Source organism: Streptomyces sp. NPDC093225 (assembly GCF_044753805.1).
Taxonomy (GTDB): domain Bacteria; phylum Actinomycetota; class Actinomycetes; order Streptomycetales; family Streptomycetaceae; genus Streptomyces.
In genome coordinates, this window is sequence record NZ_JBIVNX010000033.1 from 22,152 (window position 1) to 33,783 (window position 11,632).

The 11,632-nt window shown below is 73.9% G+C and carries 8 protein-coding genes; 4 read left to right on the forward strand and 4 right to left on the reverse strand.

The window, feature by feature from the left end; genetic code table 11:
* Positions 1–7: 7 nt before the first annotated feature.
* From ACIQCH_RS26330 to ACIQCH_RS26345, 4 genes are all read right to left on the reverse strand, one after another.
* Positions 8–928, reverse strand: a complete 921-nt coding sequence (locus ACIQCH_RS26330) for an ABC transporter permease (protein ID WP_402584847.1) — start codon at positions 926–928, stop codon at positions 8–10.
* Between the two features lie 133 nt (positions 929–1,061).
* On the reverse strand, positions 1,062–1,985 hold the full coding sequence (locus ACIQCH_RS26335; protein ID WP_030203873.1) for an ABC transporter permease: 924 nt from the start codon (positions 1,983–1,985) through the stop codon (positions 1,062–1,064).
* A gap of 96 nt (positions 1,986–2,081) precedes the next feature.
* Complete coding sequence (locus tag ACIQCH_RS26340) at positions 2,082–3,704, reverse strand: ABC transporter substrate-binding protein (RefSeq protein WP_402584751.1); 1,623 nt, start codon at positions 3,702–3,704, stop codon at positions 2,082–2,084.
* Positions 3,705–3,872: 168 nt separating this feature from the next.
* Positions 3,873–4,802 carry a GNAT family N-acetyltransferase gene (locus ACIQCH_RS26345; protein ID WP_402584753.1) on the reverse strand — a complete coding sequence of 310 codons (930 nt, stop codon included), beginning with the start codon at positions 4,800–4,802 and terminating at the stop codon, positions 3,873–3,875.
* 415 nt (positions 4,803–5,217) lie between these two features.
* Between ACIQCH_RS26345 and mdlC the strand changes: the two genes are divergently transcribed.
* From mdlC to ACIQCH_RS26365, 4 genes are all read left to right on the forward strand, one after another.
* A complete protein-coding gene (mdlC, locus tag ACIQCH_RS26350) occupies positions 5,218–6,915 on the forward strand; it encodes a benzoylformate decarboxylase (protein WP_402584754.1) in 1,698 nt (565 codons plus the stop codon).
* Between the two features lie 83 nt (positions 6,916–6,998).
* Complete coding sequence (locus ACIQCH_RS26355; protein ID WP_402584756.1) at positions 6,999–8,396, forward strand: FAD-binding oxidoreductase; 1,398 nt, start codon at positions 6,999–7,001, stop codon at positions 8,394–8,396.
* The gene (locus ACIQCH_RS26360) at positions 8,393–9,880 is read left to right on the forward strand and encodes a cytochrome P450 (RefSeq protein WP_402584758.1); all 1,488 of its coding nucleotides are present in this window, start codon (positions 8,393–8,395) and stop codon (positions 9,878–9,880) included. Before ACIQCH_RS26355 ends, ACIQCH_RS26360 begins: the two co-directional genes overlap by 4 nt.
* Positions 9,881–10,178: 298 nt before the next feature.
* Positions 10,179–11,555 carry a hypothetical protein gene (locus tag ACIQCH_RS26365; protein WP_402584760.1) on the forward strand — a complete coding sequence of 459 codons (1,377 nt, stop codon included), beginning with the start codon at positions 10,179–10,181 and terminating at the stop codon, positions 11,553–11,555.
* The last annotated feature ends 77 nt before the right edge of the window (positions 11,556–11,632 follow it).

Below are 11,632 nucleotides of genomic sequence, written 5' to 3' on the forward strand. Positions count from 1 at the left end.
GCGCGCCTCAGCGCAGCTTGGGGTCGAGGGCGTCGCGCACCGCGTCGCCGAGCATGATGAACGCGAGCACCGTGATGCTCAGCGCGCCCGCGGGCCACAGCAGCATGTGCGGGGCGTTGCGGATCTGCGGGGCGGCGTTGGAGATGTCGATGCCCCACGAGACGGTGGGCGGGCGCAGCCCGACGCCGAGGAAGGACAGGGTGGCCTCCAGGGCGATGTACGTGCCCAGGGCGATCGTCGCGACGACGATGACCGGGGCCACGGCGTTGGGGGCGACGTGCCGCAGCAGCATGCGCCCGTTGCCGGCGCCGAGGGCGCGGGCGGCCTGCACGTAGTCGTTCTGCTTGGCGGTGATGACGGAGCCGCGGCCGATGCGGGCGATCTGCGGCCAGCCGAGCAGCACGATGAAGCCGACCACCGGCCACACGGTGGTGCTGGTGACCACGGACAGGAACACCAGGCCGCCGAGGACGACGGGGATGCCGAAGAAGATGTCGGCGACCCGCGAGAGCACCGAGTCGTACCAGCCGCCGAAGAACCCGGCCAGCCCGCCGAGGAACGAGCCGAGCAGGGCCGCGCCGACGGTCGCGCAGATGCCGACCGTGATGGAGGCCCGCGCGCCGTAGACCGTCCGGGTGTACACGTCGCAGCCCTGGGTGTCGTACCCGAACGGGTGGCCGGGCTCGGAACCCTGCTGGGACTTGGACAGGTCGCACTGGAGGGGGTCGCCGGAGGCGATCAGCTGGGGCCAGATGGCGATGACGACCAGGAACAGGATCAGCAGTGAGGAGATGATGAAGACCGGGTTGCGGCGCAGCTGGTGCCAGGCGTCCGACCACAGGCTGCGGGGCTTCTGAGCCGGCCCGGAGCCGCCCTCGTTGTCGAGGGACTTCTCCAGGCTCTCGGCCTCGTCGAGTGCGAGGTCCATGGGTCCGCCCTGTCCGGTGGGGGCGATCGCTTCCCGGCGTCCGGGTCGCAGGGGGTCGTAGTGCCCGGGGACGCCGGGCTGCTCGGTGCGTTCGGGGACGTCCGGCTCGGTCGGGGGGCGCTCGGGGTCGGGCTCAGGCATAACGGATCCTCGGGTCCAGGACCGCGTAGAGCAGGTCGACGAGCAGGTTCGCGAGCAGGAAGACGATGACGAGGATGGTCACGAAGCCCACGACCGTGGGGGAGTTGTTGCGCAGGATGCCCTGGTAGAGCTGGTAGCCGACGCCGTGGATGTTGAAGATCCGCTCGGTGACGATGGCACCGCCCATCAGGGCGCCGATGTCGGTGCCGATGAAGGTGACCACCGGGATCAGGGAGTTGCGCAGCAGGTGCCGGGTGATGACCCGGTGGCGGGGCAGGCCCTTGGCGGTGGCCGTGCGGACGTAGTCGGCCTTGGTGTTCTCGGCGATGGAGGTGCGGGTCAGCCGGGTGACGTACGCGAGGGACACCAGGGCCAGCACGATGCCGGGCAGGATCAGCTCGTTGAACGGTGCGTCGGAGGAGACGGTGGGCGACACCCAGCCCCATTTCACGCCGAGGACGTACTGGAGGAGGTAGCCGGTCACGAAGGTCGGGACGGAGATGACGACGAGGGTGAGGACCAGCAGCGTCGTGTCGACGGCCCGCCCGCGGCGCAGGCCGCTGATCACGCCGAAGGTGATGCCGACGATGATCTCGATGAGGATCGCGATGATCGTCAGGCGCAGCGTGACGGGGAAGGCCGAGGCCATCAGTTCGGTGACCGGCTGGCCGTTGAAGGCGGTGCCGAAGTCGCCTTGGAAGATCTGGCCCATGTAGTGCAGGTACTGCTTCCACAGGGGCTGGTCGAGGTAGAGGTCCTTGCGGATGCGGGCGGCGGTGGCGGGGTCGGGGGCCTTGTCGCCGAAGAGGGCCGCGACCGGGTCGCCCAGCGCGTACACCATGACGAAGATCAGGAAGGTGCTGCCGATGAAGACCGGGATCATCTGCAGCAGCCGCCGGATGACGTAGCGTCCCATGGACGGCTCCAGGGTCCGGGTGGGTGCGCCGGCGGCGGCGCGGGGCGCGAGGGCGTACGCGCCGCCGCCGGTGTGCCCAGTGCGGGGTCGGGTGGGTCAGCTGACCTTGATCTGGTCGTAGACCGGGACGCTGAACTGGTTGAGCGAGACGTTCGACAGCCGCTCCGAGTAGCCCGCGCTGCCGTTCTGGTACCAGAGCGGGATCGACGGCATCTGCGCCGCCAGGATCTTCTCGGCGTCCTGGAACTTCGCGATCGCCGCGGCGGTGTCGCTCTCCTGGTTGGCCTGGTCGACGAGCTTGTCGAAGTCGGGGTTGCTGAACTTCCCGTAGTTGGAGGAGGCGCCGGTGTAGTACAGCGGCTGCAGGAAGTTCTGGATCAGCGGGTAGTCGCCCTGCCAGCCGGACCGGAAGGGGCCGGTGAGCTTGAAGGAGCTCTGCTGGTTGCGGAAGTCCGCGAAGGTGCCGACCGGGTTGACGGTGCAGACCGCGCCCTGGCCGAGGACGTTGTTGATGCTGTTGCAGACGGCGTCCATCCAGACGCGGTGCGAGCCGGTGTCGACGTTCGAGGTGATCGTCATCTTGCCGCCGGGCAGGCCGCCGCCCTCCTGGATGAGCTGCTTGGCCGCCGCCGGGTCGTACGTGCAGAGGTCGCCGCAGATGTTCGCGAAGCCGCCCTTCTCGCCCAGGGCCGAGGAGGTCCAGTCCTGGGCGGGGCTGCGGGTGTCCTGGAAGATCTGCTTGGTGATCTCCGGGCGGTTGATCGCGCGGGAGATGCCCTGGCGGACCTTCTCCATGCCCGGCTTGCCCCACTGGGGGTCGTACAGCGGGAAGGTGAGGGTCTGGATGATGAGCGCCGGCTGGTTGATGTAGCGGTCGCCGAGGTCGCTCTTGACGTTCTTGAGCTGTGACGCGGGCACGTCGTCGACGAGGTCGAGGTTGCCGGCCAGGAGGTCGGTGTAGGCGGTGTTGTTGTCCGTGTAGACCTTCAGGTCCACGCCGCCGTTCTGCGCCTTGTCGGGGCCGGTGTAGCCGGTCCACGCGCGCAGGTTCATGCCGGTGCCCTTGGTGTACGAGTCCACGGTGTACGGGCCGTTGCCGACGGGCTTGTTCAGCCAGCCGGCGTGGTCGGTGAAGAAGGCCTTCGGGAGCGGGGAGAAGGCCTGGTAGCCGAGGGTGTCGGGCCAGGTGGAGAACTTGTCCTTCAGGGCGACGGTGAAGGTCGTGTCGTTCTTCACGACCAGGCCGCTCATGGTCTTGGCCTTGGGCTCGCCGCTCTCCGGGTGGAGGTCGTCGTAGCCGACGATGTTGGAGAAGAACGGCGCGTTGTTCTGCTTGTTGCGCACGTCGGCGGCGTAGTTCCAGGCGTCGACGAAGGAGCTCGCGGTCACCGGCTCGTCGTTGCTGAACTTCCAGCCGTTCTTGAGCGTGACCGTGAAGTTCTGCTGGTCGGTGGTGTCGATCGACTGGGCGACCATGTTGTCGGCCGCGCCGGTCTTGGGGTCGTACCGCTTCAGACCCCGGAAGATCATGTCGAGGACCTTGCCGCCCTGGACCTCGTTCGTGTTCGCCGGCTCCAACGGGTTCTGGGGGTCGCCCCAGGAGGAACTGACGATGCCGTCGCCCCCGCCGCCGCTGTCGCTTCCTCCGCCGCATGCCGTCGCCGCGAGGGCTACGGCCACCGCACATGCGGCCCACTTGGCGTGGGTGGCTCCGCGCATGGAGTGCCTCCTATTGGCTCCCAGGACTCACTTAGGCGCCAATATCACCCCAAACAGGTGGGTCACGCACATTATGCGCGCCCGTCCGCGACCGGGCGTCACCCGCCGTTCAGCCGACCGGCCGTCACCCGGGCGGGGCCGGCCGGCGGGCCTCGCTCCCGCGGCGGGTCAGGACAGGGTGACCTCCCAGGTGTCGACCGAGTACCGGGGACTCATCCCGTGCGCCTCGTACAGCGCCAGGGCCCCGCTCGCGTTCTGCGTGTCCACGCCCAGGCCCAGCGTGTCCCGACCCCGGGCGGCGTACACGGCGAAGGCGTGCCGGAGCAGGTGGCCGCCGATGCCCCGGCCGCGTACGTCCTTGCGCACGCCGAGGCTGCGCACCCAGCCCATGGCGGCCCGGTTGTCGCGGCTGATGCACACCGCGACGTCGCCGTGGTCCGCGAGCCGGGCGATCCACACCAGGGACCAGTCGACCTCGCCGCGCACCGCCCCTATGTCGGCGAGCCACTGCTCGTACGTCCGCGGCTGGTGGTCGAAGTGGTCCGCGAAGCTCTCCATCAGGAGGGCGTGCGCCACCCGCCGGTCCGCCTCGTCCGTGCAGTCGCGCAGCGCGAGCCCCTCGGGCGGGGCGGGCGGCAGATCGGCCGTACGGGACACCGCGCGGGTCATCACGTAGTAGCGGCGGACCGTGCGCCAGCCGCGGCCGCCCAGGACAGCGGTGTCGGTGGTCGGCGCCGAGTTCAGCTGCAGGTGCACCACGGCCCGCGCGCCGCCGCCCTCCCGGGCCCGCTCCAGCGCCCGCGCCTCCAGCAGTGCGAGCAGCCGCTCGCCGGCCGCCTGGTGGTCCGGCAGCACGTAGTGGTCGGAGTCGATCCGCTCGGGATCGCCGTCGCACCACAGGCAGGCGTACGCGACCACCTTGCCGTCCTCGAGGGCCAGCCACGAGTCGCGGGCCAGGTCCATCTCGGGGTGCAGGAGGTCGGACTCCACCTCGCCCAGGTCGGTCTCGGGGTGGCCGAGCTCGATGACGTCGACGGCGTTCATCAGGCCGCAGATGTCGGCGGCGTCACTGGGCCCCGCGGGCCGTACGGTCAGCATCGCCCCACTCTCGACGGCCCCGCCCGCCCCCGGCAAACCCTTTTGCGGGCAGCGGTGTCCGCACGCGCCGCGGACGGTGGCGGCGGGGTCCTCGGCGTCGTCGACCGGGACGTGGTCGAGGACCGCCGGGTCGGGGAGCTCGCAGAACCGGTGGGTGGTGCGCGCCCCGTCGGCCGTCCGGGCCGGCCCCGGTGCCTTCCTGGCGGTCCGTCGATCGTGGGCTCGTATGAACGCTCACCCCTGCGGGGGATCCGCGGGGCCGGGGGTGGACGGGGGTGGGGGGCGCGCGCCTTGGGACGTACGGGGTGCGGGGGCGCATATACCAGGCGCGAGTGCAGAGCGTGGGGATTTTGCCAAGATCCACGGAGCGTGCTGGATTGATCACCGACAGTGTCGCCTGCGCCGAGGGGATCACATGCGCACCGTTCGCGAAGCCGTGCTCGACGTTCTGCGGACCCGGGGGATGACCACGGTCTTCGGCAACCCCGGCTCCACCGAGCTGCCGATGCTCAAGGACTTCCCCGACGACTTCCGTTACGTGCTCGGCCTCCAGGAGGCCGTGGTCGCCGGCATGGCCGACGGCTTCGCGATGGCCACCGGCACCACCGCCCTGGTCAACCTGCACACCGCCCCCGGCACCGGCAACGCGATGGGGGCGATCCTCAACGCCCGCGCCAACCGCACGCCCATGGTGGTCACCGCCGGCCAGCAGGTGCGTCCCATGCTCACCATGGAGGCCCTGCTCACCAACCCGCAGCCCACCCTGCTGCCGCAGCCCGCCGTGAAGTGGGCGTACGAGCCGCCCCGCCCCGCGGACGCGGCCACCGCCCTGGCCCGGGCCGTCCAGATCGCCGAAACCCCGCCCCAGGGACCGGTGTTCCTCTCCCTCCCCATGGACGACCTCGACGCGCCCCTGGACGAGGACGAGGACCGGGCCGCGCGCACCACCGCCGCCCGCCGGGTCCGCCACGCGACCCGCCCCGCCCCGGACGCCGTACGCGACCTGGCCGACCGGATCGCCCGCGCCGCCGACCCCGTCCTCGTCGTCGGCAACGACGTGGACGCCGCGCCCGGCGCCTGGGACGCCGTCGTCGCGCTCGCCGAACGCGCCGGCCTGCCCGTCTGGTCCGCGCCCACCGAGGGCCGGGTCTCCTTCCCGAAGACCCACCCCCGCTACCGCGGCACCCTGCCCCCGGCCATCGCCCCGCTCGCCCGCTGCCTGGCGGGCCACGACCTCGTCCTCGTCGTCGGCGCACCGGTCTTCTGCTACTACCCCTACCTGCCCGGCGACTACCTGCCCGAGGGCGCCGCGCTCGTCCTGCTCACCCGCGACGCCGACGAGGCGGCCCGGGCCCCCGTCGGCGACGCGCTCGTGGCCGACCTCGCGCCGACGGTGCGCGAGCTCGTCCGGGAACTGGGGGAGCGCGGACGGCAGGCGGGCGGCCGCGGGGCGGAAGCGGGCGACGACGGCGTGGCGGAAGCGGGCGGCCGCACGGCGGAAGCGCGCGACGGCGTGGCGGCACCGGCGAACGCCGGCACCGACACCCCCGAGGCCGTGACCGACGACGGCGCGCTCACTCCGCTCGCCGCCCTCACCGCCGTCGCCCAGGGCGCCCCCGCCGACACGCTCTGGGTCAACGAGTCGCCGTCGAACCTCCCGCAGTTCCACGAGGCGACCCGCATCAGCCGCCCGCACTCGTTCTTCTTCACCGCCGGCGGCGGGCTCGGCTACGGCGCGGCCGCCGCCGTCGGCGCCCAGCTCGGCCGCCCGGACCGACCCGTGGTCGCCGTCATCGGCGACGGCTCGATGCACTACGCCGTCCAGGCCCTGTGGACCGCCGCCGCCTACAAGATCCCGGTCACGTACGTGGTGCTCAGCAACCAGCGGTACGCCATCCTCCACTGGTTCGCCCAGGTCGAGCGGGCCGCCGGCGCCCCCGGCCTCGACATCCCCGGCCTCGACATCGCCTCCGTCGCCACCGGCTACGGCGTCCGCGCCCACCGCGCCACCGGCGCCGGCGAACTCGCCAAGCTCGTCCGCGAGTCCGCCGCCCAGCAGGACGGCCCCGTGCTCATCGACGTACCGGTCACGACGGAACTCCCCTCCCTCTGAAGGCCCTCGGCGGGAGTCCCCCGAGCCCCCGCCCCCGCAGCGCGCCCCTCCCCTGTCCCGCGTACCGTCCGGAAGGCACCGGCATGCCCCACCCCGAGCTCGTCGACCAGCTCCTCGCCCACCTCCCCGCCGACGCCCTGATCACCGACCCGGTCCAGCTCGCCGCCCACGCCCGCGACTCGGCCCCCTTCTCCGACTGCGGCACCCCCGCTGCCCTGGCCCTGCCCAGCACCCCCGAGCAGGTCCAGCACATCCTCGCCACCACGTACGGACTCGGCGTCCCCGTCGTTCCCCAGGGCGCCCGCACCGGCCTGGCCGGTGCCGCCAACGCCGTCGACGGCTGCGTGCTGCTGTCCACCGCCCGCATGGACCGCATCCTCGCCGTCGACCCCGCCAACCGCCTCGTCCGCTGCGAGCCCGGGGTCGTCACCAAGCACCTCAACGAGGCGGTCGCCTCGCACGGCCTGACCTATCCGCCCGACCCCGCGTCCTGGGAGCGCTGCACCATCGGCGGCAACATCGCCACCGGCGCCGGCGGCATCTGCTGCGTCAAGTACGGGGTCACCGCCGACTACGTCCTCGGCCTCGACCTCGTCCTGCCCGACGGACGGCGCATGCGCACGGGCCGGGACACCGCCAAGGGCGTGGCCGGCTACGACCTCACCCGCCTCGTCGTCGGCTCCGAGGGCACCCTCGCCGTGGTCGTGGGCGCGACCCTGGCGCTGCGCCCGCTGCGTCCGCCCGCCCTCTCGCTGCTCGCCCAGTTCCCGACCCTGACCTCGGCCGGGGACGCGGTGGCCGCCGTCATCGCCGCCGGCCACACCCCCTCCGCCCTCGAGCTCCTCGACCGGGCCACCACCCGGGCCGTCGCCGACCACGGCCACCCGCTGCTGCGCGGCGACAGCGCGGCCACCCTGATCGTGGAGAGCGACAGCGCCCGACCGGCCGCCGACCTGGACGCGATGGCCCTGCTCTGCAAGGAGGCCGGTGCCGACCACGTGGTCAGCGCCACCACCCCCGAGGAGTCCCGGCGCGTCATCGAGGCCCGCCGGCTGGTCAGCCCGGCGCTCGCCCGGTGCGCGGCGGAACTGCCCGGCACGCCGACCGCGTTCATCGAGGACGTGGCCGTGCCCCGCTCCGAACTGGCCAAGTTCATCGGCACCATCGAGGAGATCGCCCGCCGCCACCGGCTGCGGATCTTCACCCTCGGACACGCCGGGGACGGCAACCTCCACCCCACCGTCGTCTTCGACGAGTCCGACCCCGCGGAGACGCAGCGGGCCAGGACGGCGTACGACGAGATCATGGCGGCCGGCCTGGCGCTGGGCGGCACCACCACCGGCGAGCACGGCATCGGCACCCTCAAGCGCGACTGGCTCACCCGCGAACTCGACCCCGCGTCGCTGGAGCTCCAGCGCGGCCTCAAGCGGCTCTTCGACCCGAAGAACCTGCTCAACCCGGGCAAGGTGGTGTTCGCGTGACCGCCTCCACGGATCCCGCCGCCGCGGACGCGGCACCCGCGTCCCCCGCCGCCATCCCTGCGGGCTGCCCGGTCACCGGCTCCGGCTCCGGCCCCGGCCCCGGCCCCGGCTCCGGCCCCGACGCCGGCCCCGACACCGGTGGGACCACCGCCCCCCGGGCCCGCCTCCCCATCCCGCGGACCGCCCGGGCCTCCCGCACCGAGACCCTGCGCTTCGTCGCCACCCACACCCTGCCCGCCTTCGTGCGCGGAGTCGTCAGCCCCCGCCCGCCGGTGCTGGCCGCGTACGCCGCGCTCGACCAGGCGGCCTGGTCGGCCGCCACCCTGCGCGCCCTGCGCGCCCGGCACGGCGGGGCGCCCGTACGGGTGCGGGGCCTGTCGGGCGAGGTGCTGGTGCTCCTCGACCCGGCCGACGTCCGGACGTTCTTCGCCCTGCCGGTGCCCGTCCTGGCCATGGACGCCGACGACAAGAAGCGGGCGTTCTCGGCCTTCGAGCCCGACGGGGTCCTGTGCACCCACGGCGAACTGCGCGAGCGGCTGCGCCGGGTCAACGACGAGGTGCTCGGCTGGGACCAGCCGGTGCACCCGTCCTGCGCGGAGTACCTCGCGGTGGTCGAGGAGGAGTGCGCCTCCCTCACCCACGGCGGGACCCTGCCGTACGGGCGCATCCAGCGGGTCCTGACCCGGATCTCCCGCCGGCTCGTGCTCGGCGACCGGGCGGCCGGCGACGAGGAGTTCGGCGGCTGGCTCACCGCGCTGCGGGCCGAGGGCAACTGGATGGGGCTGCGCACGGGCCGCCGGGCCGCGACCCGTGCGCTGTACGAGCGCGCGTCCGCCCGGATCGCCGAGTACGCCGCGGACGCCCCCGCCCACACCCTGGCCGCCCGGGCACTGCGGACGGACAACCCGCCGGGCACGGACCCGCTGGCCCAGACCCACCACTGGCTGGCCGCCCTCGACGCCTGCGCCCCGGTCGCAGCCCGCACCCTGATGCTGCTGGCCGCGCACCCGGCCGAGCAGGAGGCGGCCGCGCTGGTCCCGGCCGACGCCGAGCCGCAGGACATGGACCGGCTGCGGGCCTGCGTCCAGGAGTCCCTGCGGCTCTACCCGCTCGTCCCGGACCTGGTACGGGTCACCCGCGCCGAGACGGAGTGGCGCGGGGTGCACCATCCGCCCGGCACCACGGTCCTGGTGCCCATCGGGTTCCACCAGCGCGACCCCGCGCACGTCGCGGGCGCCGACCTGTTCGTACCCGGTCGGTGGCTGCGCCCCGAGGCCGACCGGGACACCGCGACGGCCCCGTTCAGCCACGGCGGCGGCCGCTGCCCGGGCGACCAGCTCGGACTGCTGCTCACCGCCGCGGTCTGCGCGCGGGTGCTGCGCGACCACCGGATCACCGGCGCCCGGCCGCGCCTCGACCCGGTCGGGCCGCTGCCGGGGGCGGTGGACACCCCGGCGATCCGGCTGACCCTCCGCCCGCGCTGAGGGTCCCCGCCGCCCACCGCCGGGCGAGCCCCACCGGAGGCCGGGCCCGGCGCGCCGGTCACGTCGCCGCGCACGCCGCGGCATCCACCACCGGCCATCCACCACCGGCCATCCGCCACCGGCCGTCCGCCACCGGCCGTCCGCCACGGCCCCCACGGTCCGCCGCCCGTCCCGGCGGCCGTTCCGCTCCGGTCGGGCGGGCCGTTCCCCCGCCCCGGCCCGCCCGACCGGTCCCGTACCCGAACCCGTCCCGTACCCGTACCCGCAGCCGGACCCCACCAGGAGAGCCCGCCCCCTCATGCCCGAAGCCGTGACCTCCGACGCCACCGCCGCGGCCGCCCGCGAGCCGGACGTGGCCTCCCTGCACCACCTCTGCCGGGTCCTGGCCGAGGCCGCCGAGGCCGTCGGGGAGGCCGCGGCGCACGCCTCCGGACTCGCCCTCGGCGGCCCGGCGGCCGGGGGCGGGCGACTGCCCGCCCCCGCCCGCCGGGCCCTGCTGCGCGCCCTCACCGACCCCGAAGGGCTCGGCTGGGCCTGGCGCGGCCGCGGACTCCTGGCCCGGGCCGGCTGGCTGGCCGGGGTGCTCACCAGCCGCGAGTCGCTGGCCGTCTCGCTCGCCGTCACCGGCCTCAAGGCCCGCATCCGGGCCGCGGCCGTCTCGCACCCCGAACTCCTCGACCACGGCACCGCCGCCAAGGTGCTGCGCGCCATCGAGGCCGACCGGCAGACCGAGGCCGCCGGCCACTTCCGCCGGCTCATGACCGAGCGCGGGGCGGAGTACGCCCTCGCGATCCTCGCGCCGTCGTTCACCGACGTGCTCGCCTGGAACGCGCTCACCGACGAGAACCCCTTCAACGACCGCGCCGGCTGGCAGATCGCCACCGGCCGCCCGCTCACCTCCGAGCCCCTGCTCGGCGTGGCCGCCCCCGTCTGGTCCCGCCTGGACCGCGGTCCCGGCCGCGCCGAACCGCACCGCCCCGACGCCGCCCTGCGCGACCGGGTCGACACCTCCGGCACCATCACCGGCTACGTCCGCAACATCGGCCTCATCGGCACCGGAGGGCTGCTCCTGGTCCAGCCCGTCACCGGCCCCGACGGGGTGCGCCGGTACGTCGTCCAACTCGCCGGCATGGCCCCCGGCAAGCCCAACCACGACAGCCCCCAGGACCTCATCGGCGCCATCGACGCCGTCGGCGCCACCGAGACCCCCTACACCCGGGCCGTCACCAAGGCGCTGCGCCAGAGCGTCCCCTCCGGCGCCGAGCTCGCCCTCGTCGGCCACAGCCAGGGCGGCATCACCGCCATGAACCTCGCCGGCAGCCGGGACTTCACGGCCGTCTACACCGTCACGCACGTGGTCGCGGTCGGCTCGCCGATCGACCACAAGCGCCCGGCCGACCCTGCGACCCGGGTGTTCTCCCTGGTCAACGAGCACGACATCGTGCCGAGCCTGGAGGGCCGGTCGGCCGTCTCGCCGTACGGACTGCCCGCCTGCTTCACCGAGTTCACCTGGACCGACGACACCCACGCCTTCCCGCTGTGCCACGCGGCGGAGCGGTACGCGCACAACCTCCGCCACGACGTCCCCGACGTGGCCGCCCGGGTCGACAAGGAGCTCGCCGCCTACCGCGGCCGCCCGGCCGCCGCCCGCTTCTTCACCCTGCACGACCGCTGAGCCGGCGGGCCCACCCCGACCGCCCCTCCGTCGCTCCTCCGACCGCCCCCTCCGCCGCCCCCGACCCGCTGAGGACA

Coding starts and splice junctions, on each gene's coding strand:
- ACIQCH_RS26330 (WP_402584847.1), bottom strand. CDS start 928: ATGGACCTCGCACTCGACGAGGCCGAGAGCCTGGAGAAGTCCCTCGAC.
- ACIQCH_RS26335 (WP_030203873.1), bottom strand. CDS start 1,985: ATGGGACGCTACGTCATCCGGCGGCTGCTGCAGATGATCCCGGTCTTC.
- ACIQCH_RS26340 (WP_402584751.1), bottom strand. CDS start 3,704: ATGCGCGGAGCCACCCACGCCAAGTGGGCCGCATGTGCGGTGGCCGTA.
- ACIQCH_RS26345 (WP_402584753.1), bottom strand. CDS start 4,802: ATGCTGACCGTACGGCCCGCGGGGCCCAGTGACGCCGCCGACATCTGC.
- mdlC (WP_402584754.1), top strand. CDS start 5,218: ATGCGCACCGTTCGCGAAGCCGTGCTCGACGTTCTGCGGACCCGGGGG.
- ACIQCH_RS26355 (WP_402584756.1), top strand. CDS start 6,999: ATGCCCCACCCCGAGCTCGTCGACCAGCTCCTCGCCCACCTCCCCGCC.
- ACIQCH_RS26365 (WP_402584760.1), top strand. CDS start 10,179: ATGCCCGAAGCCGTGACCTCCGACGCCACCGCCGCGGCCGCCCGCGAG.